This is a genomic window from Cyanobium sp. ATX 6E8 (assembly GCF_024346335.1).
In the GTDB taxonomy this organism is placed as follows: domain Bacteria; phylum Cyanobacteriota; class Cyanobacteriia; order PCC-6307; family Cyanobiaceae; genus Cyanobium_A.
The window spans coordinates 87,562-112,169 of sequence record NZ_JAGQCT010000009.1 but is presented as its reverse complement, the minus strand read 5'-3'; the positions used below and the strand labels follow the sequence as shown (position 1 = coordinate 112,169).

Annotated in this window: 26 protein-coding genes; 10 read left to right on the top strand and 16 right to left on the bottom strand. The window is 63.1% G+C overall.

Going from position 1 to position 24,608, the window contains the following annotated elements; all coding sequences use genetic code 11:
- Positions 1 to 2,602 precede the first annotated feature (2,602 nt).
- The 3 genes from KBY70_RS09205 to KBY70_RS09195 form a co-directional block, all read right to left on the bottom strand.
- Positions 2,603 to 4,042, bottom strand: a complete 1,440-nt coding sequence (locus tag KBY70_RS09205) for a radical SAM/SPASM domain-containing protein (RefSeq protein WP_254988255.1) — start codon at positions 4,040 to 4,042, stop codon at positions 2,603 to 2,605.
- A gap of 42 nt (positions 4,043 to 4,084) precedes the next feature.
- A complete protein-coding gene (locus tag KBY70_RS09200; protein ID WP_254988254.1) occupies positions 4,085 to 4,303 on the bottom strand; it encodes a hypothetical protein in 219 nt (72 codons plus the stop codon).
- 84 nt (positions 4,304 to 4,387) lie between these two features.
- Positions 4,388 to 4,729 (bottom strand): hypothetical protein, encoded by a 342-nt coding sequence (locus tag KBY70_RS09195; protein ID WP_254988253.1) that lies wholly within the window; start codon positions 4,727 to 4,729, stop codon positions 4,388 to 4,390.
- 111 nt (positions 4,730 to 4,840) lie between these two features.
- Here KBY70_RS09195 and KBY70_RS14565 point away from each other — a divergent pair, with 111 nt between their 5' ends.
- Positions 4,841 to 5,143, top strand: a complete 303-nt coding sequence (locus KBY70_RS14565) for a sigma factor-like helix-turn-helix DNA-binding protein (RefSeq protein WP_255000775.1) — start codon at positions 4,841 to 4,843, stop codon at positions 5,141 to 5,143.
- On the opposite strand, the gene KBY70_RS14560 is transcribed toward KBY70_RS14565, so the two are convergent.
- A complete protein-coding gene (locus tag KBY70_RS14560; protein WP_409996044.1) occupies positions 5,118 to 5,441 on the bottom strand; it encodes a ribbon-helix-helix domain-containing protein in 324 nt (107 codons plus the stop codon). The two genes, KBY70_RS14565 and KBY70_RS14560, sit on opposite strands and share 26 nt — an antisense overlap.
- 185 nt (positions 5,442 to 5,626) lie before the next feature.
- Positions 5,627 to 6,064 carry a hypothetical protein gene (locus KBY70_RS09190; RefSeq protein ID WP_254988252.1) on the bottom strand — a complete coding sequence of 146 codons (438 nt, stop codon included), beginning with the start codon at positions 6,062 to 6,064 and terminating at the stop codon, positions 5,627 to 5,629.
- Positions 6,065 to 6,235: 171 nt separating this feature from the next.
- Between KBY70_RS09190 and KBY70_RS09185 the strand changes: the two genes are divergently transcribed.
- The 5 genes from KBY70_RS09185 to KBY70_RS09165 all read left to right on the top strand — a co-directional run bounded on the left by KBY70_RS09185 (position 6,236) and on the right by KBY70_RS09165 (position 9,747).
- Positions 6,236 to 6,547 carry an ArsR/SmtB family transcription factor gene (locus tag KBY70_RS09185; protein WP_094559979.1) on the top strand — a complete coding sequence of 104 codons (312 nt, stop codon included), beginning with the start codon at positions 6,236 to 6,238 and terminating at the stop codon, positions 6,545 to 6,547.
- 83 nt (positions 6,548 to 6,630) lie between these two features.
- Positions 6,631 to 8,190 (top strand): carboxypeptidase M32, encoded by a 1,560-nt coding sequence (locus KBY70_RS09180; protein ID WP_254988251.1) that lies wholly within the window; start codon positions 6,631 to 6,633, stop codon positions 8,188 to 8,190.
- A 49-nt stretch (positions 8,191 to 8,239) separates the two neighbouring features.
- Positions 8,240 to 8,827 carry an inorganic diphosphatase gene (locus tag KBY70_RS09175; RefSeq protein WP_094559929.1) on the top strand — a complete coding sequence of 196 codons (588 nt, stop codon included), beginning with the start codon at positions 8,240 to 8,242 and terminating at the stop codon, positions 8,825 to 8,827.
- Positions 8,828 to 8,885: 58 nt separating this feature from the next.
- Complete coding sequence (locus tag KBY70_RS09170; RefSeq protein WP_254988250.1) at positions 8,886 to 9,446, top strand: L,D-transpeptidase; 561 nt, start codon at positions 8,886 to 8,888, stop codon at positions 9,444 to 9,446.
- A 127-nt stretch (positions 9,447 to 9,573) separates the two neighbouring features.
- Complete coding sequence (locus KBY70_RS09165; RefSeq protein WP_198953848.1) at positions 9,574 to 9,747, top strand: hypothetical protein; 174 nt, start codon at positions 9,574 to 9,576, stop codon at positions 9,745 to 9,747.
- Here KBY70_RS09165 and KBY70_RS09160 read toward each other — a convergent pair.
- The 4 genes from KBY70_RS09160 to rpoD form a co-directional block, all read right to left on the bottom strand.
- Entirely contained in the window at positions 9,732 to 11,750 is a 2,019-nt protein-coding gene (locus KBY70_RS09160) for a chloride channel protein (RefSeq protein WP_094559928.1), read from the bottom strand. The genes KBY70_RS09165 and KBY70_RS09160 overlap by 16 nt on opposite strands.
- Entirely contained in the window at positions 11,725 to 12,687 is a 963-nt protein-coding gene (hemC, locus tag KBY70_RS09155; RefSeq protein ID WP_254988249.1) for a hydroxymethylbilane synthase, read from the bottom strand. Before hemC ends, KBY70_RS09160 begins: the two co-directional genes overlap by 26 nt.
- Before the next feature lie 80 nt (positions 12,688 to 12,767).
- Complete coding sequence (locus tag KBY70_RS09150) at positions 12,768 to 13,166, bottom strand: DUF1824 family protein (protein ID WP_254988248.1); 399 nt, start codon at positions 13,164 to 13,166, stop codon at positions 12,768 to 12,770.
- The gene (gene rpoD, locus KBY70_RS09145) at positions 13,163 to 14,449 is read right to left on the bottom strand and encodes an RNA polymerase sigma factor RpoD (RefSeq protein ID WP_254988247.1); all 1,287 of its coding nucleotides are present in this window, start codon (positions 14,447 to 14,449) and stop codon (positions 13,163 to 13,165) included. Before rpoD ends, KBY70_RS09150 begins: the two co-directional genes overlap by 4 nt.
- Before the next feature lie 456 nt (positions 14,450 to 14,905).
- Here rpoD and priA point away from each other — a divergent pair, with 456 nt between their 5' ends.
- Positions 14,906 to 17,140 carry a primosomal protein N' gene (gene priA, locus KBY70_RS09140; RefSeq protein WP_254988246.1) on the top strand — a complete coding sequence of 745 codons (2,235 nt, stop codon included), beginning with the start codon at positions 14,906 to 14,908 and terminating at the stop codon, positions 17,138 to 17,140.
- 8 nt (positions 17,141 to 17,148) lie between these two features.
- Here the strand turns inward: priA and KBY70_RS09135 are convergent, their stop codons facing one another.
- From KBY70_RS09135 to KBY70_RS09125, 3 genes are read right to left on the bottom strand one after another with little or no spacing between them, the layout of a single operon-like run.
- Entirely contained in the window at positions 17,149 to 18,291 is a 1,143-nt protein-coding gene (locus KBY70_RS09135) for a DUF3153 domain-containing protein (RefSeq protein WP_254988245.1), read from the bottom strand.
- Entirely contained in the window at positions 18,284 to 19,180 is an 897-nt protein-coding gene (argB, locus tag KBY70_RS09130; RefSeq protein WP_094559922.1) for an acetylglutamate kinase, read from the bottom strand. The genes KBY70_RS09135 and argB overlap by 8 nt, the downstream gene beginning before the upstream one ends.
- A gap of 42 nt (positions 19,181 to 19,222) precedes the next feature.
- On the bottom strand, positions 19,223 to 19,771 hold the full coding sequence (locus KBY70_RS09125) for a DUF2854 domain-containing protein (RefSeq protein WP_254988244.1): 549 nt from the start codon (positions 19,769 to 19,771) through the stop codon (positions 19,223 to 19,225).
- Between the two features lie 16 nt (positions 19,772 to 19,787).
- Between KBY70_RS09125 and KBY70_RS09120 the strand changes: the two genes are divergently transcribed.
- Positions 19,788 to 20,003 carry a hypothetical protein gene (locus tag KBY70_RS09120; RefSeq protein ID WP_254988243.1) on the top strand — a complete coding sequence of 72 codons (216 nt, stop codon included), beginning with the start codon at positions 19,788 to 19,790 and terminating at the stop codon, positions 20,001 to 20,003.
- Positions 20,004 to 20,027: 24 nt separating this feature from the next.
- Here the strand turns inward: KBY70_RS09120 and KBY70_RS09115 are convergent, their stop codons facing one another.
- On the bottom strand, positions 20,028 to 20,564 hold the full coding sequence (locus KBY70_RS09115) for a single-stranded DNA-binding protein (protein ID WP_254988242.1): 537 nt from the start codon (positions 20,562 to 20,564) through the stop codon (positions 20,028 to 20,030).
- Between the two features lie 47 nt (positions 20,565 to 20,611).
- Between KBY70_RS09115 and KBY70_RS09110 the strand changes: the two genes are divergently transcribed.
- Positions 20,612 to 21,415, top strand: coding sequence for a precorrin-6A/cobalt-precorrin-6A reductase (locus tag KBY70_RS09110; RefSeq protein ID WP_254988241.1), 804 nt, complete (start codon positions 20,612 to 20,614; stop codon positions 21,413 to 21,415).
- Positions 21,412 to 21,765: a divalent-cation tolerance protein CutA gene (gene cutA / locus KBY70_RS09105; RefSeq protein WP_254988240.1), complete on the top strand. Its 354-nt coding sequence runs from the start codon at positions 21,412 to 21,414 to the stop codon at positions 21,763 to 21,765. The genes KBY70_RS09110 and cutA overlap by 4 nt, the downstream gene beginning before the upstream one ends.
- On the opposite strand, the gene KBY70_RS09100 is transcribed toward cutA, so the two are convergent.
- The 3 genes from KBY70_RS09100 to psb27 all read right to left on the bottom strand — a co-directional run bounded on the left by KBY70_RS09100 (position 21,734) and on the right by psb27 (position 24,586).
- Entirely contained in the window at positions 21,734 to 22,723 is a 990-nt protein-coding gene (locus KBY70_RS09100) for an adenosine kinase (RefSeq protein WP_254988239.1), read from the bottom strand. The two genes, cutA and KBY70_RS09100, sit on opposite strands and share 32 nt — an antisense overlap.
- A complete protein-coding gene (locus KBY70_RS09095; protein ID WP_254988238.1) occupies positions 22,723 to 24,042 on the bottom strand; it encodes an adenylosuccinate synthase in 1,320 nt (439 codons plus the stop codon). Before KBY70_RS09095 ends, KBY70_RS09100 begins: the two co-directional genes overlap by 1 nt.
- A 109-nt stretch (positions 24,043 to 24,151) precedes the next feature.
- The gene (psb27, locus tag KBY70_RS09090; RefSeq protein WP_254988237.1) at positions 24,152 to 24,586 is read right to left on the bottom strand and encodes a photosystem II protein Psb27; all 435 of its coding nucleotides are present in this window, start codon (positions 24,584 to 24,586) and stop codon (positions 24,152 to 24,154) included.
- Between the last annotated feature and the right edge of the window lie 22 nt (positions 24,587 to 24,608).

Here is a 24,608-nt window from a genome sequence, read left to right as displayed (position 1 = left end):
ACGTCGCATCCGGGCATCTGGAATCGACCTCAGGTAGCTGATCAGGTCGAGATCGGTTGCGGCAGAGGCGCTGTCGGGCACAAGGAGGAGGCGTTTCCACCGACCTCAACCCATGCTGACAGAAGCGGCAAGGGCGGCTGTGACACACTTTGAATCAGCCCTGACCTCCAGCTCGATCAGCTGTTGCAGTCCGTGGCGCACCAGCTCAGGGATCAGCTCCCCAGCAGTGCTGCCATCCAGTAGCGGCGCCAGGGCCAGAGGCGCCAGAATTGGTCGTGGGTATGGTTCGTCTGGTCTGAGGTGGTACTCGAACCAGGGAAGCGGGCCTGCCCACCCCTTGCAACGACTGGCGTCTGAGGAGCGGTCTGCCAGCCCCGGCTACGCCGGGGCTGGGCTCTCAGCTTTTACACCAATCGAGGGGACGCGGCTAATTCATCCGCCATCAAATTTCTACGCTAAGACCGATGTCAAGCCCTCGTTGACCAGAGCTTCCCTAGTTAGTCGCCGCTCAGAATCATAATTTCGCAATATTTAAATTCATCCAATACGAACTCTATATAAGTGATCCAACACAAAATACCCCGCCCTCCTCTATCTGTTGCTATTGGCGGCGAATTGCGCATATTTGTGGACAACTATGAACTCAGTCCATAATAGAGAGAAGGAAGACCGCTCAAAATAGTGTAATGCCAACGCCTATACAGGATTATATCAAAATCCACTACTCCCGTACGTAGCCTTATATCTAGCTGTTGTCTGAAGACAACTTATCGAGCTACTACCTCCCCCCTGCGGATAGCCATAATTAAAATTTCATGTTATTTACAGAATTGATCCCCTATGCCTTTGACATGGTACCGACGATTAAGGTAGTATTGAGGGTATGTTGGCTTAATCTGATGGGATGACTGCGAAGCATGGGGATATAAATACCGTTATTTCCCAATTACCGCTCGATGATCAGACAATTAATGAACTTCTAAGATTTGTCCCACGACCTCTCGTTAAGTCAAGAAGGCCTTTCAAGGGATATACCAAGTCGCGTCAGACTGATATCATTTCTAGCAATATGACTGCAGGAGAATACTACCCAGTCGAGGCTACATTTCTTCCAGACCAATTTTGGTCTCAATGTCTTGATCTTATATCCAGCTCCTTCCATCTAGATATTTCAAACCTTTCCGGGGTCCGCTGCCAGCTTAATTGTATTCCTTTTCACGCTCTTTATCATCCACTATCGATAGCCCCTCATTCTGATAGTATCAGTAGGAATGTCGATGTTGCAGCAGTTAACATACCTCTATCTTCCCAGATGCCATTTCAGACGGCTTTTTGGTCTCATAGAGTATGGGGAACAGGCTTGGATAATTTCGATTTGCTGGGCGCCGAACATAAAAATAGCCTCATCGATGACTGCGGACCATTCTCAGCGTCAAAACTACTTGCAATACTTGATGACAATCCTGAATTTACCACGAGTAGCGAAATTAAACTAAGGGACTGGACCCTTCAAGAAGTAGTAGAAACAAAGCTCGGCGAACTTTGCGCTTATAATGGTCGCACTTTTCATTCCCCATACCTTCTTCGCTGTAAAACCAATACATCTGCTTTTATCGGTCCGTTTAGTGACTTAAGAGTATCGTTGGCAATATTTATCATCTTCTCGAGAACAGGTAGATCTGGCTACGCTTCGTACGCGCAAGACGACTGGCTTTCGGTTGAGCTCCTACATCACAAAGTCAAAAAAAGCCTGCTTCAGGTTGACAACTCTTATTCTACCTACAAGTCATAATTGCAATTAGTAATTATTTCGGGCGTGCACCCAGACGAAAATCTTTTTACAGCCCATCTCGCATCATGGATGGAGAGAATCATCGGGATAATTGTTTGTCGCAATCTCTCAAAGGTATCTCGGTATTCATTGTACCCACAACACCCCGAAAGCGGGAATCGCCTTTATCAATACAACGGACTTTACTTTGATCTTAATCGAGTGTTCACTACGCAGATTCAGGCCAAAGTACGCGATCTCTCCAAAGCGGTAACTGTACTCGACTCCTTCTCTGGATTACCACGCCAGTTCGCTCAATATTACATTGATACTTCTATCTCTCTGGGAATAGATGTTCCATCCATCTCATTCGGATCTCAATCGGATTATAATGGATTCTTTGGGTTTACCAATGTCGACATCAGGGAGATATGCTCTGCTGAGGTCAGGCGGCTAGGTGATGAGATACTTTTAGGATGTCCAGCTAGTGAAAAGATAGTTATAATCGACGCCCATGCTGGAATGGGCAAAGAAGGATGTATTAGCGCAGTGTACTCTAAAGAGCATTCTGCAAATCAATCTAATGGGTTCTTTTGTGAAGAACTCCAAAGATACATCTATTTAAAGAAAGGTGTCCAATCCATTCTGCATGTCCTCGAAGTGGGGATCCAATCGACAGAAAATCATTTTAGTAAAGTACTTTACGAGATCTATTTCACTAGGAGGCAGCTCGCTGGTAAATACATTAGTGTAAAAGCAAGCGAGCAGGATCGTGATCAAATATTGCCTTCTAGCTTATTCAATGGCCAACAGATTAAGGAGGTACTGGACTTAAGTTGGCTTAACGCCTTTAAGGCTAACGAGATCAGGAACCTGAATACAATCAGAAGGATATTCGAAGCTTAGTGAAGATAGTTTCGTAGGCGACAGAGTCTCATCCCAATCATCTTTGCTGACTAAACCATTGTTAATAGCTCTACGAAAAAGATGCTCATTAAAGCAAAGTTTAGATGTTGGACAATGCATTCCCATGTCTTCGTGTGGCTTTGAAACGAAATGAAGAGGACAGCCACCACGACAAGAACCAACAAGCCGACACTTCTTACAATATTCGTCATTAAAAGCTGTCCATGAGTTCCATTTACGAAATGTATCGGATTCTTTTGCTGCATCAAAGTCGGATGCATCCCCTAATTTAAAAGTTGGATTTGAGATTGGAATGTAACACTTAAAGAGATCCCCGTATGGATTTATGGCAAAACTGTTGTGACGAGTCACCAGACAGTCGCCCATATGCTCATCAATATCAAGAGCCGCTTTGATATGATGACTGTCGAGGCATCGAAGGAAGGAGAGCTCAGCATCTGCATACTCTTGGTATTCAGAAATGATATCTGTCCCGACATCACCTGCATCCTCAAGCTGACTATTCGATGGATCATAAACCAGGGCAAAATACATCGAAAATCTTTCACATGGAATCTCACGTCGACTAATATCTTCAACTAACTTAGGAATGCCATCAATATTGCGCTTGCTAACGTTCACCCTGACAACTATGTTCATGCTTGTAGCTGCAAGGACGTCTTTAACGTTGTCAAGAATCTTGTTGTACGATCCTGTATGCTTACTTGGAAAACGACTGCTGTCGTGAGAATCGGCATAACCATCCATGGATATCTGAGCATTTTTGACTCCTGCATCCAATAGCTTCTGGGCTTTTTCAGGACTCAAAAGGTAACCGTTGGATAGTACTGAGGATGAATAGTAAATCTTTTGGGCCTTGCAGAAGCCTTTGAACTGGGTTGAGAATTCAACTATCTCTTTAAACGCTAGGAGTGGTTCTCCTCCATACCAAGAGATGTCAAGCTTTCTTAAATCTTCATGACGTGAAACATACGAAAGAACCTTCGAGACCGTTGACTGATCAATTTTTTTTGGGTCTTTGTCTAAGCCCTGATTGCAATATGAGCACGAGAAATTGCACCCTTCGGTCATCATCAATGTTAAACTCATTGACCTAGAAAATATCTTCTTGTCAGCGAGATCAGAATTGATTAGATGTTGATACTGCTTTGGTGCAGATTCGCAAACCATCCCTTTGCTCCTGAGCATCAGAAGCAATGGGTCGTATATGCTGTCAAACTGACAGGTGTTTAATTTGGCGAGTTCTAAGGCATTTAGGCGTAGCAACTGCTGCGTAGCTGAATTGTAGACCAATGATTCTCCATGCTTTAGGGGAACCTTGACGTTGAAAAAAGATGTTTCCATAAAAAAGGGCGCGCGTTTTGAGCGCGCCCATACTTGGGAAAATCAGACGGCACACGCTGTAACGCTGTTGAAGTAGCAGGAGCCACCACCAGCAGCGTCAAGGGACGCATCAGTATGCGCATGATCGTCAAGCTCTTCGCGGGTCACCTCATGACCAAGCGACTGGGCATGTGAGATGATCTCGCTTGGAGTGGACGCCTTTGTATCAAGACGTGCGTCAGGATTGGCTTGCAAGTGGTCGATGTAGGTTTTGAGAGACATGATTGAGACTCTTGAGACTTAATGCGTCCAGAACTGACGCATAAATGCATTATAGGAGGTAGCGCCCAGGGCTGATTCAAAGTCTTAATCCGGGCCGGGCTCTGGTTGGCGCCGCGCCATCGCCAGCAGCGCCTTGATGTCATGCATCACCGCCTGCATGCCGGCTCGGATCGACTGGAAACCGGCCAGCCTCAGCAGGTTCATAGCCGCGGTGCGCAGCGTGCCCATCGCGCCGGCGCCATTGCCCCGGTAGCGGTGGGAGTCCTCATGCAGCTGGGTGTCCCTGATCCAGTGCCAGCCCTCAATGCTCCAGCGGTCGCGTACCAGTCTCAGCAGGGCTTCTGGGGTGGTGCGTAGGCTCGTGAGAAACAGGTGGGTCGCCTGAAAGGGCTTGCCGTCACGGGTGCCGCTGGCCGTGACTTCCATGATCCAGCTGGTGCCGACGGAGGAGCATTCAAGGTCGAAGATGTTGTTAGGATTAGCGGTGAAGATGAGAAGCGAGTTGCCCAGGCTAACTTATTGTTGTATTACAATAATATGGTTTCGCTTGGCCAAGGCGTGTCGGGTGCGGAGGGCGGTGAGTTGACGCTAAAGGATACGATTCCTTCGGTCGATAAAAATGTGGTAGCTGACGATTATGCTTGGCTTGAGCGGTATGTAGCCCAGCTTTCCCCGTTTGAAATACAGGTGTTAAGCCTTCGGTTTTTGAGTGACAAAAAACTGTCACTCGTGGATGTTTCTCGCTTAACGGGGAAAACCAGGCATCATGTTCAGGTTGTCGAAAGCAGAGCGCTTGGAAAGTTAAGGCGAAATGTTATGCCCGCTTTGAATCCTGATTGAAGAGTCGGCATCGGCACCTCTCGGTTTTTGGCCTTCTGAGGTGCCCGTTGGGGGCGGGATTGATGCCGAGCAGCTGCTTGGCCTGCACCGCGCGGTGCCCGTTGCCTTCGAAGCCTGAAGGCTGAGCCATCGCGGGCTGTTGTTCCCTCAAGGCGTCCTCCAGCAAGAAGGCGCAAAGGTTGGAGACGGAGCGGCCTTCGTTTTCGGATCGGCTCAGCAAGGCCTCATGAACGTGGTAGCTCAAAGTGATCGAGATCCGGCGGGGCTGACGCTGAAGAACGCGAAGACGGTTGTTCATTGTTTCGTTCCTCTAGGTGAAGCGTGATGGGTTTCTGGTGTATTCGATGTCACATCCGTGCATGTGCCATCTGCGTCGTAATAGCACTACTCTTTGAGCCCTCCTCGCGGTTTGCGCTCTAACCGGTTCGGTTCCGATGTGGCCTGCCGCAGTGGCGGCGCAGAGCTCAGCAAAGGGCCTCAGTTTCAAGCGTCCCTGCGCCACCAGCGCCAGCCCTCCACGTTGATCAGCAATCCGAACACCGTCAGGGCAGCCATCAGCACGATCTGATCAGCACGGGCATCGGGCACAAGGATGTCGGCGACCAGATGGGGCACGTTGGTGACCGAGTAGACGATGCTGAACCAAAAGTGCAAACGTCGCCAGGGCCGCCAGCGCAATGCCGGTTCCGATGCGGTGTCGGCATAGCTGATCAATACAACCGCGATCAGCGGCAGCAGGAAGTAGCCGAGCATGGCGCCGAACAACAGCGGTAGGGCGCTGGTGGGGAGCTGGCTGTGGATCTCAGGCGACTGACCGTGGAACAGAGGCATCAAGCCCAGATCCACATGGAACAGCATGGCCAGCATCCAGGCGATCCACAGGGTGATCAGCCGCTGGGCATGGTTGGTGGCTTGGCGCATGGCCTTTGCCCGCATGCCGGGCTCTTGCTTGGGTTCAGTGTGGGGCGGTTGCAGCTCAGCCGGCTGGTTTGCGTCCGAGCACCTGATCCACGACGTCGCTCCTTCAGGATCAGCAGCCTGCTGCATAATGTCTTTATTGTCATACTCACTTTCATGGCTGCCTCCGGCTCCATGCCCTCTCCTCAGTTGCTGGAGGAGTACAGCCAGTTCTTCCGACTGCTGAGTGAGCCGGCCCGCCTGCAGTTGCTCTGTCAGCTGAAGCAGGGGCCGATGGATGTGGCTGCGCTCATTGAGGCCACCGGCTTTTCCCAGTCGCACATCAGCCGCCAGCTGGGCCAGCTGCAGCGGGCCGGCCTGGTGCGGTGTGAGCGCGATGGAGTGCGCACGATCTGGACTGCAGAAGGCGAGCTGGTCAACGATCTCTGCACCCTGGTGCAGACCCGGCTGAAGCAGCGCCTAGAGGACCAGCTCTCCCAGCTGTAGTCGGCCTGAGCCTGCTGCTTGGGCGGCTGGTGGGTAGCCGTTGGTGGGGGCCATGCTTGATGCGTCATCGCCCCGTGGTCTCAATGGCTCCATCCGATTCGGCCCTTGCGCGTCTCCGGAGCCACCTGCACCAAACGCGCCTGCTGGGCTCGATCAGTAGTGCCCTCTACTACGACCAGAACACGGTGATGCCCGCGGCTGGCGCCGCTTGGCGGGGAGACCAGCTGGCCCTGTTGGCCGGCCAGCTGCACCAGCGCCAGAGCAGCGCGGAATACGCCGAGCTGGTGGCAGCGGCTGAGGCCGAGCTTGACGTCGATGCGCTGCCTGAGCGCCGCCGCAACCTGCAGCTGCTGCGGCTGGAGCTGGAGCGTCAGCGCTGCCTCGATCCAGCCCTGGTGGCGGCCCTCGCCAAGGCCCAGTCGCGCGGCAATGCCGTCTGGCAGGACGCCCGCGCCCGCAACGATTTCGCCGCCTTTGCCCCGGCCCTCCAGGAGCTGATTGGCCTGCGCCGCCAGCAGGCCAGCCAGCTCGCCGCCGCTGAGCCGGTGGCCCGCAGCCCCTGGGAGGTGCTCGCCCAGCCCTTCGAGCCTGAGGTGAGCAAGGCGCGGCTGGACGAGTTGTTTGCGCCGCTCAAGGCTGAGCTGCCAGACCTGCTGCAGCAGGTCGCGGGACCGCCCTCAGTCGAGCCAGTCTCCGCCAGCCGCGGCGCTGTTGAACCGCTGGATTGGCCTGAGGCAATGCAGGAGGAGCTCTGCACCGCATTGCTTGAGCGCTGGGGCTACGACCCAAGCCGCTGCCAGCGCTCCCGTTCTGCCCATCCCTTTTCCTGCACCGTGGGCCCCCAGGACTTCCGCATCACCACCCGGGTGGTGCCGGGCCAGCCCCTCTCGGCCTTTCTGGCCACCGCTCACGAGTGGGGCCACTCCCTCTACGAGCAGGGGCTGCCACGCTCAGGTGATCACTATTTCCCCTGGCCCCTGGGGGAGGCCACCTCGATGGGGGTGCACGAATCCCAGTCGCTGTTCTGGGAGTGCCGCGTGGCCCGCAGCCGCGCCTTTGCCGAGCGCTGGCATCCCCGCTTTTGCGCGGGGCTGTGCAGCGCGCCGGCCAGCGATCCCTGGGGCGGTGCCCAAGGCTTCTGGCGCGCCCTCAACCCGCTCAAGCCTGGCCTGATCCGGGTGGAGGCCGATGAGCTCAGCTACTGCCTGCACATCGTGCTGCGCTATGAGCTGGAGCTGGCCCTGCTGGAGCAGGACATGCCGGTGGAGGCTCTCCCTGAGCAGTGGAACCAACGGATGCACAACCTGCTGGGCATCCAGCCGGACAGCGATGCCCAGGGCTGCCTCCAGGACATTCATTGGGCGGAGGGCCTATTTGGCTATTTCCCCAGCTACGCCCTCGGCCATCTGATCAGCGCCCAGCTGGCAGAAGCCATGGAGCAGGAGTGGGGTGATGGCGCCATCGAGGCGGCGATCGGCGCGGGCCAGGAGAGCCGCTTGCACGACTGGTTGGCCCAGCGGGTCTACCCCCTGGGCCGAAGTGTCGATGCCGAAGGGCTGGTGGAGCAGGTGAGTGGTGCCCCTCTGAGCGCAGCCCCGTTTCTCCGTTATCTGCGCCACAAGCTCGAGCCGTTTCAGGCCTGATGACCCCACTCCTTAGGATGCGCCCCGATTCCGTTTTGAAGCCGCGCCCATGGCGAACATCGACCACGCTCCCAGCCGCACGATGCTCAACCTGCTGCACGTGCTGCCGGCCTTTGCCGATGAAGCCGAGCTGCGTCTGAACGCCATCGTGGAGCTCAACTCCATGACGATCAACAAATACGAGCTGATCACGGAAACCGGCCACCTCAAGCTCGACCGCGTCGGCTATTCATCCCTGGCCTACCCGTTCGCCTACGGCTGCATTCCCCGCACCTGGGACGAGGACGGCGATCCCCTCGACATCGAAATCGTGGGCGTGACCGAACCCCTGGTGCCCGGCTCCCTGGTGGAGGCCCGCATCATCGGCATCATGACCTTCGACGATGGCGGTGAGGTGGACGACAAGGTGATCGCCGTGTTGGCCGATGACAAGCGCATGGACCACATCACCAGCTACACCCAGCTCGGTGCCCAGTGGGTGAAGGAAACCGAGTACTACTGGGAGCACTACAAGGATCTCAAGAAGCCCGGCACCTGCAAGGTGAACGGCTTCCTTGAACCCGCCGAGGCCGTGCCCATCATCAAAGAGTGCGAGCAGCGCTACCGCGACACCATCGATGCCAAGTTGGTGAACTGAGCCAGAGCTCGAAGCCGGCGTTTTCAGGCTGAGTTCGAAGTTTGCGCGCGAATTGCCGATGACTGCCTCCTTCAAACCCCTCTGGCTTGCGGCTGCCGCTCTCCTGGTGGCGCCGGTCTGGGCCCAGGACAGCCCTGTGCCCCCGTCGGTTCAACCGACAGCGTCCACCGCCACGGCTGTTCCTGGGCCTCAGTCAGCTCCCGCCCCCCAGGTCAGCACCCGTGAAATCGTGTTGCAGCTGAGCAAACGCACGATCAGCCTGCGTGAAAACGGCAAGGTGATCAGCAGTTGGCCCGTGGCGATCGGCGATCCCAGCACGCCCACCCCAGTGGGCCGGTTCACGGTCCAGAACAAGGTGGTCAATCCCAAGTACCAGAGCACCAAGAGCGGCAAGATCAACGCCACGGTGGGACCCAATGGTCCCCTGGGCGACCGCTGGCTGGGGTTCCAACAGAGCGGCCCGAACCAATACGGCATCCACGGCACTCCGTCTGCCTGGTCGTGGACGGTGACCTCCCGCGCCGCTGTGACCAACGGCTGCGTGCGGATGCTGCACGAGCATGTGCGCAAGCTGTTTGATCTGGTGGATGTGGGGACGCCGGTGATTGTGCAGCGCTGATCGGTTTAGCGCTGATCGGCCTAATGGAAAACATTCTGGAGATCGACAGCTCTCCGGCTAAACGTCGCATCAACACAAGTACTTTGTAAGGCCTCATCAAGGCCATGGGCCTCCCGCGGCCCCGTTCATGTCCCCGGCTTCCTCGTCCCACCAACCTGCCGATCCCCAGGCCAGCACCACGCTCAAGTGGGCCAGCGATGGGGAACTGTCGTCCCTCGATCTCGAGCGGATCCTGGAACGCTTGTGTGCCGTCGATCCGGCAGCCCAGCCGCTTACCGGCGCCCTTCAGGCCCAGTCCTGAGCTGACTGCAGGTGCCGTGCCAAGGCCCGGGCCATGCCATCGCGACTGGCCAGACCCCGCAGCGCTTCGACGGGGAGGCCAGGGTTGGGCAAGCCATGGGGGAGGGCCGCCGCCACGGCCGCCGGCACATCGAACACCGGCACTTGGCGTAGGCCATTGGGGGTGAGCTGGTCCTCAAGCTGGGCCATTTGGGCCGATAGGGGCAGCCACACCAGATCCCCGCGGCGGCAGTCCATCAGGCTGGGCATCAAGGCTGCGCCATTTGGGCTGCGCGAGGGTTCGGCACTGAGGGCCCGTTGCAGATCCGCCAGGGTCACCAGTCCCACCACCCAGGCCCCGTCGGCCACCACCAGGCAATGGCCGTGGGCCTCTACCAGCTGACGCAGGGCCAGGTGGGCCGGCAGCTCGGCCGGCAGCACCAACGGGGCTTCCGGCTCAAAGGCTTCCCCCACCGGCAACGCCGCCAGCTGGCGACGGCGGTGCTCCTCCAGGGGATCGGGGCCCAGCAGCCCAGGATCCGCTAGCCCCTGCCAGCGCTCCACCAGGGCGGCGCTGAGGCCGGCCGCCGCCATCAATGGCAGCACGATGCGGATGTCGCGGGTGAGCTCAAACAGCAGCAGCAGCGCCGTCAGTGGTGCCCGGGCGCTGCCCGCCAGCACGGCAGCCATGCCCACCATCGCGTAAGCCGGCGGTTCGGCCACCGGCAGATGCAGGCCGCTGGCGCCGAGCAGCTGGCCGTAGCAGTTGCCCAGCACAGCCCCGAGAAACAGCGAGGGTGCAAATCCCCCTCCCACGAAGCCGGTGGCGTTGCTGATGCCGGTGGCCAGCAGTTTCACGCCCAGCAACACCAGCAGGGTCAACAGCGGCACCCCGCCGTCACTGCCGAGCAGGGCTTCGATCGTGTCGTAGCCCACCCCCAGCACCTGGGGAAACACCAGGGCCATCAGGCCCACACAGGCTCCGCCCAGGGCAGTGGGCAGGCCAGGTGGCAACTGGGCTAGCCAGCCCTGAAGCCGTTCACTGCGGCCGGCGGCCAGCAGGCTGATCAGGGCCCAGGACATCAAGCTGGCCACCAATCCCAGCCCGAGATAGAGGGGCAACTCCAGTGGCGAGCGCACCTCGTAGGCCGGCAGCCGCAGGATTGGTGTGTCGCCGAGCAGCAGCTGGGTGACGAGCGAGGACGCCACCGCCGCCACCAGCACGGCCCGCAGGCTGGGTCGGCCCTGGACGGCGCTGAAGCTTCCCTCGAAGGCAAAGAACACCCCCGCGATCGGGGCCTTAAAGCCTGCCGCTAGGCCGGCGGCCACCCCGGCCGCCACCAGAGCTTTCTGGCTCTGGGGGGAGAGCCCGCCGCGCAAGGCCACCCAAAGGCCAAGGTTGCCGCCGCTCTCCACGCTGGGGCCCTCGGGGCCGAGGGAGGCGCCGCTGCCAAGGCTCAGGGATGCGCCCAGCAGGCGCTGAAGCGGCAGCCTGGGCTGGGCCGGCATCGCCCCATCCGCCATGGCCATCAGGCTGGGTAGTCCCGGACCGAGGTCGCCGCCGTAGCGGCGCAGCAGACCCACGGCCAGCCCCCCCAACGTGGGCACCACCACCACCGGCCAGAGGCTGATCCAGTCGGGGAGCGACGAGACGGGTAGGGGCAGCGGCTCGGGCGCTGCCGGCGGTGGCGGCAGAAAGCCCAGACCCCCCAGACCCACCTGCAGCAGGGCCCGCAGGGGGGTGCCCGTATCGGGGGGCAGGGCGGGCAGTTCGGGCGGGAGCTCGGGCGGCTGGCTGCGGCCGACGGTCAGCAGGCCCTCGACGAACGGGCCAAACAGCCCGTTGTTGATGAAGCCGAGCAATTCATGGAAGCCCACCACGGCCAGCCCGGTGAGCACGCCCACCAGAGCTGCCCAGGCGAGCAGATTCCACTGGTACGGGAGGGCGCGGGCCTCGGCTTCTGCCGGGGCCTGGTTCTCAGCGGGTTCGGATGTGGTTTCAGGCTTCAGGCCGGACCGTTGCAAAGATCTCCTCCAGGATTTCTCCTGCTCCCTGGGCTTTGAGGGTGTGGGCCAGGGCAATGCCGATGGCCTCGGGATCCGCCTGGGGGCCGCGGGCCTCATCGCGGATCAGGCGCTGGCCATCGAGGCTGGCCACCATGCCGGTGAGGATCAGCTCGCCGGTGTTGTCGGGGCCGGCAAAGCGGGTGTTGACGCCGATCGGCACCTGGCAGCCGCCTTCCAACTCCCGCAGGAAGGCTCGCTCCGCCAGGCAGCGGCGGGCGGTGGGGGGGTGTTCCAGCACCTTGATCTGCTCCAGCACGGTGCTGTCGCCCTCGCGGCACTCGATGCCCAGGGCCCCTTGGCCCACAGCGTGCAGGGAGATGGAGGGATCGATCAGCTCGTGGATGCGGTCGCCCAGCCCCAGCCGCCCCAGGCCGGCCGCCGCAAGGATCAGACAGTCGAATTCACCGGAATCGAGCTTCTCCAGGCGGGTGATCACATTGCCGCGCACGTCCTTGAAGGTGAGGTGCGGATAGTGGTGGCGAAGCTGGGCCAGGCGGCGCAGGGAGCTGGTGCCCACCACGGCACCGGCGGGCAGGGTGGCGAGTGTTTTGTCGTTGTGCTTGGCGTGCACCACCAGGGCATCGGCGGGATCTTCCCGCTCGGTGATGCAGCCCAGCATCAGGCCTTCAGGGAGGTTGGTGGGCAGGTCCTTGAGGCTGTGGACGGCGATGTCGGCCTGGTCGACCAGCATCTGGGCCTCGAGCTCCTTGGTGAACAGTCCCTTGTCGCCGATTTTGGCCAGGGCCACATCGAGGATCTTGTCGCCCTGGGTGGCCATCGCCTCGATGCTGATCTCCAGGCCGCTGTGGGCCTTGGCCAGCTCATCGCGCACCCAATGGGTCTGCACCATGGCCAGTTGGCTGCGGCGGGAGGCGATGCGCAAGGGATTGGCCATCGGTGCCAGATAACAGCCGCCCAGCCTAAGGAGTGGAGCTCTCTCGCAACGCCTGCGCTGTCACAAAAGCGCGGGATCGCTCAGGCGGCAAACAGATCGAGGGGGAAGGGCCCCCAGGTGTCTTCGGCGTCGGGATTGACACTGCTGTGGCCAGTGATGAGAAGCCCTTCCCCCAGCCCCGTTTCACGACGCACCAGAAAGCGGCCCGTGTTCTGGTTGGCCTTGAGAAACACCGGCCCCTCGATGGCCTCCAGGGCTTCGCAGGCCGGATCCAGCTCCAGGGGGCTCCAGCCCAGGGCCGTCTCCAGCTGGCGCAGGCAGGCCAGCGCCCTGGCCGCTGTGGGAGCCATCACCCCCACCGTGAACCAGTCACAGGCGGCAAGACAGGGCTGCAGTTCCGTCAACAGCGCAGCACGCTCAGGGGCCTGAAGCATCGGCGCGCTGCGCAGCTCCCGCAGGGCCGTCAGGCCCTCACTCACTTGATGTACTCCTTGAGCACGCCGTTGCGGTTGGGGTGGCGCAGCTTGCGCAGGGCCTTGGCCTCGATCTGACGAATCCGCTCGCGGGTGACATCAAAGATCTGGCCGATCTCCTCGAGGGTTTTCATGCGGCCGTCATCCAGGCCGTAGCGCAGGCGCAGCACGTCGCGCTCGCGGGGGCTGAGGGTGGCCAGCACGCCTTCGAGGTCTTCGCGCAGCAGGTTCTTGGCCACGTCCTGCTCGGGGTTCTCGATGTCGGCTTCGATGAAGTCGCCGAGGCGAGAATCCTCCTCCTTGCCGATCGGCGTTTCCAGGGAGATCGGCAGCTGGGCGCTCTTGGCGATGAAGCGCAGCTTCTCGATGGTCATCTCCATCGATTCGGCGATCTCCTCCTCGGTGGGCTTGCGGCCGAACTCCTGGGAAAGGGTCTTGGTGGTTTTCTTGATGCGCGAGATCGTCTCGTAGAGGTGCACCGGCAGGCGGATGGTGCGCGACTGGTCGGCGATAGCGCGGGTGATCGCCTGACGGATCCACCAGGTGGCGTAGGTGGAGAACTTGTAGCCCTTCTCGTGGTCGAACTTCTCGGCGGCGCGGATCAGGCCGAGGCTGCCCTCCTGGATCAGGTCCTGGAAGCTCAGACCCCGGTTCATGTATTTCTTGGCGATCGACACCACCAGTCGCAGGTTCGACTGCACCATCTTTTCCTTGGCCCGGCGGCCCAGCATCAGCCGGCGGCGGAACTTGATCGGTGGCATCTCCACCAGAACCGCCCACTCCCGGTTGTCGGGCTGGCGGCCGTTGTCAGCCTCGAACTGAGCAGCAATCTCCTCGAGCTGCAGCAGATCAGCGATCTTGCGGGCCAGCTCGATCTCCTCGTCTGGGCGCAGCAGCCGGATCCGGCCGATCTCCTGCAGATAAACGCGGATCGAGTCTTCCGTGTAGACACCCTTCGGGCCCACCTTGATGCTGGCCAGGGCTTTGGCAGCCTTGTCGTCCTTTTCGGCTACCGCGGCGGCGAGGGCTGGGTCTGCCCCGTCGGCGGCGGGGGCTGCATCCGCAACGACAACCTTGGCTTTGGCAGGGGCCTTGGTGCCTGCAGCCTTGGCTTTGGCTGGGCTGGATTTAGCGGTTGTGGTTTTTGGGGCGGCAGACTTGGTGGAGGTGGCCTTGGGCTTGGCAGCAGCCTTCTTCGCCTTGGGCTTCACAGCCAACTCTTCAACGGCCGCCGTGGCCACCATCAGGTTTTCCGGGGTTGCTTTCAGCTCGGCAGCAGCGGGGCTCATGGGATACGGAAACGAAGAGAGACAGAGCGTTGGGGAGGAAGCGGGTTTCCAGGGATTGCCCGTCGGCATTCAGCACGACTGCACTGTCGAACTGGGTTGGAAACGGCGATGGTCGGTCGGGTGGCTGGACTTCGAGAGGCCTCAAGGGTTTGAGGAGAGTCGACAGTGATGTTGAACAGCGGAGTCGACGGGACACCTCACGACAGAAAACGACCTGATGGAACAAAAAGGTCGGCGGCGGAAGCCTGATTGGATGGCCGAAGCCAGGAAATTGGCTGGAGCCAAAAAATTGGCTGGAGCCAAGCAGTGCTGTCAGGGGTGGTCGCAGACCGGGAGGCCGAATGGTGGGAGGCTGGCTCCCGGGGTCTCTCTTCAGGTCTTCCCGCTGGACGGAACTCTGCTCGGTTCCGACGGCAGCCATTGGACTGCCCAACTGACACATTCTATGAATGGGCTGTGACCTTTGCAAGCTCGACGCCCCCGTGGCTGCAGATCTGGCTTGAGGCCGGCCGGGAAGGCCAGGTCTTTACCTATGCCAACAGCGCTCAGACCCCTGCTGGCATCGGTGATCTGGTGCAGGTGCGTCTGCAGGGCCGCTTGCACACCGGGCTTGTGGTGGAAGCGCTCGATCAGCTGCCGGCCAGTCTGAGCGGCAAGACGATCCAACCGATTCTGGCGATCTGGCAGCGGGCCGCCGTCGATCCCCAATGGCAAGGGTTGATTGAGAGCGTGGCCGAGTCGTGCCACACCAGCCTGTTCAAAACCCTCAAAAGCGCCCTGCCCCCCGGTTGGCTCGGCCAGCGCAGCCAGGGGCCAAGTCGCACCAGCCGTCCAATCTGGTTGGTGGAACGCTCTGCCGCGCCGCTCCCCAGCCAGCCCCTTACCCCCCGGCAGCAGCAGCTGTTGGAGCACCTGGAGGGTCAAGCCGCTGCGGTGCCCCTGCGCCAGCTCTGCGGCGAGGCGGGCTTCAGCCGGGCTGTGCTGAAGGGCCTGGAATCTCGGGGGTTGGTGGTGCGGCGCTCGGAGTCGGAGCCGGGCAGCAGTTCTGCGGGCCTGCCGGCTGCCGCCTGGCCTGCTCTCACCGAAGCCCAGGCCGCTGCGGTGCACGCCCTGGCCGGGGCGGATCCGGGCGCTGAATTTCTGCTCTGGGGCGTCACCGGCGCCGGCAAAACCGAGGTGTATCTGCAGGCGGCTGCCCGGGTGCTCGCCGCGGGGGAGGGCTGCTTGCTGCTCACGCCGGAGATCGGCCTGATTCCCCAGCTGCTCGACCGTGCCCGTGAGCGCTTTGGCTCCCGGGTGGTGGAGTTTCACAGCGGCCTCGCCGATGGCGCCCGGGTTGCCACCTGGCGCCGCTGCCTCGAAGACGAGCCGGTGGTGGTGGTGGGCACCCGCTCGGCGATCTTTTTGCCGATGCCACGCCTGGGCTTGATCGTGCTGGATGAGGAGCACGACAGCTCCTACAAGCAGGACAGCCCGATGCCCTGCTATCACGCTCGGGATGTGGCTCGGCAGCGGGCCCGGCGCAGCGGAGCCCGGCTGGTGCTTGGCAGTGCCACCCCATCGCTGGAGAGCTGGCTGGCGTGCCAGGGGCCCCAGGCCTCCACCCGCCTGCTGCGGCTACCGGAGCGGATCGGAGCCCGGCCGCTGCCTGCTGTGCGGGTGATCGACATGCGCCATGAGTTGGCTGAGGGCCACCGCCGCCTGCTCAGTCGGGCCCTGATGGGGCGGCTTGAGCAGCTGCAGGAGAAGGGAGAGCAGGCCGTGGTGCTGGTGCCCCGCCGCGGCTACCGGGCCTTCCTGAGCTGCCGCAGCTGCGGCGAGGCGGTGCTGTGCCCCCATTGCGATGTGGCCCTCACGGTGCACCGCTCCAAGGGTGGCCAGGAATGGTTGCGCTGCCACTGGTGCGATCACCGCGCCGAGCTGGGAGACCGCTGCGGCCACTGTGGCTCCACCGCCTTCAAGCCCTTCGGGGCCGGCACCCAGCGGGTGATGGAGCAGCTGGCCGCCGAGCTGGAGGGTCTGCGGTTGCTGCGCTTCGACCGCGACACAACCCGGGGCCGAGATGGTCACCGCCGCCTGCTCGACCGTTTTGCCCAAGGTGAGGCCGACGTGCTCGTGGGCACCCAGATGCTGGCCAAGGGAATGGACCTGCCCCGGGTCACCCTCGCTGTGGTGCTCGCGGCGGATGGGCTGCTGCATCGCCCTGATCTGCGCTCCTCGGAGCAGTGCCTGCAGCTGCTGTTGCAGCTAGCGGGCCGGGCCGGGCGCGGTGAGAAGCCGGGGGAGGTGCTGGTGCAGACCTACAGCCCGGATCACCCCGTGATCCGCCATCTCGTGGATGGTCGCTACGGGCAATTTCTGCTGGAGGAGAGCCAGTTGCGTCGCCAGGCCAGCCTGGTGCCCTTTAGCCGGGCCTGTCTGCTGCGCCTAAGTGGCCCCACGGCCAGCGGCACCGCCACGGCGGCAGCGGCTCTGGCGGAGCGGATTCGCGGCGACCTCGAAGCGGCCGGTTGGCTGCTGATCGGTCCCGCCCCGGCCCCGGTGGCCCGGGTGGCGGGCAAGAGCCGCTGGCAGCTGCTGTTGCACGGACCCGCCGGCCAGCCGTTGCCCCTGCCCAGCGAGGCCGTGTTGCGCCAGGGGCTGCCGGCGGGGGTTGGGCTGGCGATCGACCCCGATCCCCTCACCCTGTAAGGGGTGGCTTAGGCCGGTAGCTCGGGCAGGCCGAAGCCCAGCAGCCGGCGCAGGCGCTCCAGTGCCAGCACCAGGGCCAGGCCCGCTGCGATCAGAAGGCCGCCCAGCCCCAATCCGCTCCAGCGCCAGCAGGTCAGCTGCAGGGTGTTGCGAGCCCCGAAGCGCAGCGGCCAGCGCAGGGTCTGCCGGCCTGGAAGAGCCTGGGCCGGCTCCGGGCCAGCGCGCTGCACGGCCCTGCTGCCGGCGGGGCTCAGCTCAACGGCGGCGCTGAAGCCCGGCAGGGGTTGCACCTCCCGCAGGTCTACGGCCAGCTCGAGGGTCTGGTGCACGCCCACCAGCCAGTTGCGCTCCTGCAGCGCGAGCTCCGGAGCCGGCAGGGTCACCCCGGCGAGCTGGGCCGCATCGCTGAGGTTGCGGGCCAGCAGCTCCAGGGCCCGGGGTGCCGCCAGCACCTGGCTCTGCAGCCGTTGTTGCCAATCCCCAGGGCCCGGTGACGCCGCGCCGGTGGGGGCAGGCCGAAAGCCCTGGCTCTGCAGGAGCTGGCTGAACTGGCGCCCCCAGGGGGGCGGCTGCGCGCCAGCGCTAATCAGTGCATGGGTGATCTGCAGCCGGCCCGGTCCCTTGAAGTTGAGCTCGGTGCGCACCTCCATGCAGCCGCCGAGCAGCACCGTGAGCAACAGCAACACCACCGCCAGCAGGGCAAAGCCCACCGGGGCCCGGGTGGGCCCAACGGGCGGTGGCGGTGGCGGCGGCGGTTTGTTGGCGCGGCGGCTGCGGGCCAGTTGCTGCATCTGGCTGCCCATCGCTTGGGCTGAGCCCAGATCAGGCAAGGTGATCGACCAGTCGCGGGGCCGCTCCAGGGCGGGGGCTTCCAGCACGGCGAGCAGGTCCTGGGCCTGGGCCCGCAGGGTGGCATCCCGGCAGCGCTTGATCAGGCGGCAGCACACCATGGCGCGAGCGTTGTCACCCTGGCCCATCCAGGCCGTGGCCAGCAGCAGCTGGATCTCGGCCCCTGCCTGGGTGGTGGAGGGGTGTTCGCGGGTCAGGGGCTCGAGCAGCCGCACCACCCGCCCGTAGTCACCCCGCTCCAAGGCCGCGCGAGCTGCGGCCAGCTGTTCCTCCAGGGACGCATCCAGGGGCGCATCAGCCATGGCAAGCGCGTTGGCTGCCCACCACCATCGTGCCGATGCCCGCGTCGGTGAACACCTCGAGCAGCAGGGCGTGGGGCACACGGCCATCAACGATGTGGGCCGCCGCAACCCCCTGGGCTAGGGCGCGGATGCAGCACTCGGTTTTCGGGGTCATGCCGCCCTCTACCACGCCGTCGTGGATCAGCTGCCGGGCTTGCGAGAGGCTGAGCTGGCGGATCAGGGAGCCGGGGTCGTGGCGATCCTGCAGGATCCCCGCCGTGTCGGTCAGCAGGATCAGCTTCTCGGCCTGCAGTGCGGCGGCCAGTTCGCCGGCCACCGTGTCGGCGTTGATGTTGTGGGCCTGCCCCTCGCCGTCGGCCGCCACGCTGGAGATCACGGGGATGTAACCCGCATCGAGCAGAGGGAACAGCACGGAGGGGTCCACCGCCGCCACCTCCCCCACCAGGCCATTGGCCCCATCGGCGTAGGTGCGGGCCCGCACCAGGGAGCCATCGCTGCCGCACAGGCCCACGGCCCGCCCGCCCACGCGGTTGAGCCCGTTGACAATGTGTTTGTTGACCCGGCCCACCAGCACCATCTCCACCACGTCCATGGTTTCCGGGGTGGTCACACGCAGGCCGTTGCGGAAGGCCGGTTCGATGTTGAGGCGGGTGAGCCAGTCGTTGATCTCCGGCCCGCCGCCGTGCACCACCACCGGTTGCACGCCGACGGAGGCCAGCAGCACCAGGTCGCGGTAAACGGCATCGCGCAGCTCGTCGCGCACCATGGCCGCACCGCCGTACTTGACCACCACCCGGCGGCCAGCAAAGCGCTGGATGTAGGGAAGGGCCTCACTGAGGACCGACACCCGCAGGGTGTCCTGGCTGCTGATCAAGGGTTCGGAGCTCAAGGCGGGGCGCAGAAACGACGGGGAATGGGGAACAAGCAGGTCTTAGCTCGCTGCAGCCGCGGGCACCAGGGCGAGGCTGAAGCTGTCGCGGCGCTCCGGTTGAATGTCGGCCTTAAGGCCTGGCCCGAAGAAGCGGCCGAGGCGGTCGGCCCGGGCCTGCCAGCGCTCGAGGGGCACCCCCTCACAACGAAACCGCAGTCTGAGTCCGTAGCGGCCGTCACAATCCAGCTCTTCGACGCTGATCAACTGGGGCGGGGCGTCCTCATCCCAGAGCTTCAGCACCTCCAGCGAGCTCTCCAGATGGGCTTTCTGGCCGTAGCGCCAGCGGTCTACGTCGGCGAGCAGCTTGCGCAGCGGTTCGCTCTCTGGGAGCTCCCGCAGTGCCTTGTACTGGGCGGCGGGGGTGAGGCGCTGGGGGGGCGGCAGCTCTGAAGATTTCAGGGCCAGACCGCCCAGCAGGATTGGAATCCCGTAGAAAATCGTCGGCAGGCTGAGGTTGGGGATGTCGGTGGCGTAGGCGATCGAGCCGATCACCGTGAGCACCGCTCCTGCAATCGTGACCAGGCTTCCGGGGGAAAGGAGTGCTTGCATACAGCCATCTTCCTGTATGCCCATGGCCCCCGAAGCCTCCAGCACGGCCACTGAGCCCAGCACAGTTGCTTTGATCGACGCCCTCAAGGCCGATCGGCTCTGGCTGTTGCGTCAGATCGATGCCGGCCGTTGGCCCCAATGGCGGCTCGACCTCGCTGCCCTGGAGCGCGAACTCGGTCAGCTGCTCGACCAGGCCAGTGAGCGGGTGGGCGAGGAGCAGGTAGGCGAGTGAGCAGGTAGGCAGTTAGGGCTCGATTCAGAAGGGAATGTCGTCGTCGTCGGGCAGATCGGGCACCAGCGGCGAGGTGTTCCAGGTGGGGGGCTGGGCAGCCGGCTGGGCTGCGCTGGGGTGCGCCGTACTGGGAGAGGCGCCGCCTGGAGCTGGTGCCATCCCGGAGCCGGTGGCGCGGCGCACCGGCGGCGCAGTGGCACTGGCGGCGGGGGCCGTAGTCGTGGGGGAGGGGGTGCCAGGAGTCATTCCGGAGGGTCCAGCACCCAGGGGGTGGAGGCGGGCCAGGGTGAATTCGGCGCGCTTTTCCTTGACCCCGTCCTGCCGTGTCACGGTGTTCATGCGAAGGCGGCCTTCGAGCATCAGCCGCTGGCCCACGTGCACGCTGTTTTGCAGCTCCTGGGCCAGATTGCCCCAGCCCACCACCTTCAACTGGCCCGGAGGATCATCGGGACGCAGACCGTCAATTTGGACGGCCATTTCCGCCACCGGCGTCTGGTTGTCCTGGGTGTAGCGCACCTGGGGCGCTTCCAGCACCTCGACCTCGAGCAGACAGTGATTCACTCCCCGGAAACCATTGGGCGACGCCCATCCTGATGCACCGACCCGAGATGCACCAGGATCGCAGCTACCAGGACTGCCGGCGCCTGTGGTTGGTGGCTGGCACCGGCGAGGGCCCCGAGCTGGCCGAGAGGCTGCTGGCCCTCGGCTGGCAGCTGACGGTGAGTGTGGTCAGCGCGCCTGCGGCCCTGGCCTACCGGCCCCACCCGGAGCTGACCCTCAGGGTCGGCGCTCTCGGTGGAGAAGCGGCTGTGGAGGCCGAACTGACGGCCGCCGCATCCAGCGGCCGCCCCTACGCGCTGGTGGTGGACGCCAGCCATCCGTTTGCCTGCCAGGTGAGCCGCCAGCTCATGGCGGGTTGCGCCCGTCAGAGGCAACGTCTGCTGCGCTTGCAGCGCCCCACTCTTGAGGGCCCGGCCACCTTGCTTCCAGCGCTGGAGACTCTGCGGGCTGTGCCGCTGGCGGGTCAGCGCCTGCTGCTGGCCATCGGCGCCCGGCAGTTGGCGGCAGCCGTCTCCCTCAGCCCCGGTGCCCTTCACCATGCCCGCCTGCTGCCCAGCGTCAGCTCCCTGCAACAGGCCATGGCAGCGGGCCTGACAGCTGAGCGGGTTGCCTGCCTCAGGCCCGGGGCGGCGCTGGCCGTGGAGCGGGCCCTGGTGCGTCGCTGGCGCATCAACACGGTGTTGGCGCGCCAGTCTGGCGGCTCCACCGAGGAGCTCTGGCGCAGGATTTGCTGCAGCGAGGGTCTGAACCTGCTGCTGCTGTGCCGCCCCCAGGAGCCGGCCGGGCTGGAGAGCCTCGATGCAGTGGCGCTGCTGGCGACACTGGCAGGCTGGACGCCCCCCCGCCCATGACGGACGCCAACACCAACCAGCCCTTGCAGCTGGTGCTCACCACCGAGGCCAGCCCAGAGCGCGCCCGGGCCTTGGCGGCGGAGCTTCTGGAGCGGCGCCTTGTGGCCTGCGCCAGCCTGTTGCCAGTGCAGTCGCACTACCGCTGGCAGGGGCAGATCACCTCCAGCGAGGAAGTGCAACTGCTGCTCAAGACCAGCTCCGAGCGGCTGGAGGCCCTGCATGAGGCGTTGCTGGCGCTGCACAGCTACGACACCCCGGAGTGGATCCACTGGAGCGCCGTTAGCGCTGGTGCCTATGGCCGGTGGCTGGTGGAGGGCCTCAGCCCAGATGCTGGGCCACCAGGTCTTTGAGGGATCCCTGGGGCCGGGGGCCGAGCTGGGTCACCACCTGACCGGCGCAGAGCGAGCCGAGGCGGCCACAGGCCTCCAGGTCCTGGCCCTGGGTGTAACCATGCAGGAAGCCAGCCGCATAGAGATCGCCGGCGCCGGTGGTGTCCACCAGGGGGCCGAGCCGGAAGGGCTCGATGGCGTGGCTGCCCTGGCCATTGAGGATCACCGAGCCCAGTTCGCTGCGGGTCAGGGCCGCCACCTTGCAGCGCCCCCGCACCTGGTCGGCGGCCTCTTCAAAGCTGTTGGCTTTGTAGAGGGCCGTGATCTCCATCTCGTTGGCAAGCAGGATGTCGACGTGGCCATCCACCAGCTCTTGGAAGCTGTCGCGGTGGCGCTCGACGCAGAAGGCATCGGAGAGGCTCAGGGCCACCTCACCGCCATGGGCGCGGGCCACTTCGGCCGCGGCGATGAAGGCCGCTTTGGCCTCGTCGCTGTCCCACAGGTAGCCCTCGAGGTACAGCACCTTGGCCTGGGCCACCAGGTCCAGATTCAGATCGGCAGGATCGAGGCCCACCGACGCCCCTAGGTAGGTGCACATGGTGCGCTGGGCATCCGGGGTAACCAGGATCAGGCAGCGGGCCGTGGACGGCCCCGTGGTGGCGGCCGGCGTGTCGAACCGGGCGCCGACCGAACGGATGTCGTGGGCAAAGATGCCCCCCAGCTGGTCGTCGCGCACCCGGCCGATGAAGCTGGCCCGCCCGCCCAGCTGAGCCACCCCGGCGAGGGTGTTGGCGGCTGAGCCCCCGGAGGTTTCCAGGCCTGGCCCCACGCTGGCGTAGAGCGTTTCGGCCTGGTGCTCATCCACCAGGGCCATGGTGCCCTTGGTGAGCTCGAAGTTGTCGAGCAGGTCGTCGTCGGCCTGCACCAGCACGTCCACGATGGCGTTGCCGATGCCGACAACGTCGAAATGTTTGGTCATCAGACGCTCAGCAGGGCTCGCTTGGGACCGTGGATGGGGTCTTCCACCACGATGGTCTGGTCGCGGTTGGCGCCCAGGGAGACGATCGCAATCGGCACTTCCATCAGGTCGGCCAAAAAGCGCAGATAGCTCATCGCCGTGGCCGGCAGTTCTTCGAGGCTGCGGCAGTTGGCGGTGGAGGTCTGCCAACCCGGCAGGGTTTCAAAGATCGGCTGGCAGCGGGCGAAGTCTTCCGAGCTGCTTGGGAAGTACTCAATGCGCTCGCCGTTGAGCTCGTAGGCGACGCACACCTGAATCTCATCGAGCTCATCGAGCACGTCGAGTTTGGTGATGGCCAAACAATCGAGACCGTTCACCTCCACGGCGTAGCGGCCAATCACGCCGTCAAACCAGCCACAGCGCCGGCGTCGACCGGTGGTGGTCCCGAATTCGCCGCCGCGGTCGCAGAGGTGATCGTTGAGGCTGCCTTCGAGCTCGGTGGGGAAGGGACCCTCACCCACCCGGGTGGTGTAGGCCTTGGCCACGCCAATCACCCGGTCGATCAGGGTGGGACCCACGCCGGCACCGATGCAGGCGCCGCCACTCACCGGGTTGGACGAGGTGACGTAGGGATAGGTGCCATGGTCGAGATCGAGCAGGGTTCCCTGGGCACCCTCGAACAGGATGTTCTTGCGGGCCCGGGCGGCTTGGTGAATGGTGCGCGTGCAGTCGACGACGTGGGGTGCCAGGCGCTGGCCGTAGGCCACGTATTCGGCCACCACCTCCTCAAACACAAGCGGTTCGAGCCCGTAGAGCTTCACCAGAATCTCGTTCTTCTCGGCCAGCGGCCCGGCCAGCCGGTCGCGCAGGCGGCCTTCGTCAAGGATGTCGAGGATGCGGATGCCATTGCGCTCCGACTTGTCGGCGTAGGTAGGGCCGATACCCCGGCCGGTGGTGCCGATGCGACGGTCGCCGCGGCGCTGCTCCATCGCCTGGTCCAGCAGGCGGTGGTAAGGCATGGTCACATGGGCCGTGGAGGCCAGCTGCAGGCCCTCCACGCCAATGCCGTTCTCGGCCAGCATGTCCAGCTCGCCGAGCATCACCTTCGGGTCCACCACTGTGCCGGAACCGATCAGGCAGACGGTGTCGGGATAAAGGATGCCGGAGGGGATCAGGTGCAACTTGAGCACCTTGTCGTCCACGACGATGGTGTGGCCGGCGTTGACCCCGCCCTGATAGCGCACCACAACATCGGCGGAGCGGCTGAGAAGATCTGTGATCTTGCCCTTCCCCTCGTCGCCCCACTGTGCACCGATGACGACAACGTTGGCCAAGGACACAGCGGCCCGCAGCCGCTTCTGAGCACAATCCGTGAGCCTCTCAGATCGCGGTGCCGTTCGTCAAAGTCGGAACGGCACCGCTGCTGTCCAGGCGCCGAGAACCAAGTGCTCAAGCCCCCCGGACGACGTTGGTTTCGGCCTTTTTGAGCTCTTTGCTGATGCGCTCCTTGAGGGCCTCAGGCACCGGCCGATTCGGATAGTTGGTGTAGTGGCCGGCCAGGGAGTTGAGGGCCGTCTGCATGGTGGTGAAGGAGCCGAGGCCGTTCACCGCGCTGCGGGGGCGGTAGCGGGCCATGTAGCCGTTAATCAGGCTGCGGGCTTCGGTCTCAGCTTCAGCGCGGCCGGGATCATCAGCCCCCAGGTTGAGGGTGGCCAGGAGGCTGTCAGCAACCGCCACGGTGTCGTCGACGTAGTTGCCCGTGAGCCCGCCACTGGAGGAGCTGCAGGCCGTCAGGGTCAGGCTCAGGCAGAGCACCAAGGCGATCGCCAGCCGCGAGATCAGCAGCCTCAGCCGCTGGCTGAAGGGGGCGAGCACAGCGGCCATGGGTGGGATGCAAGTGATTTGA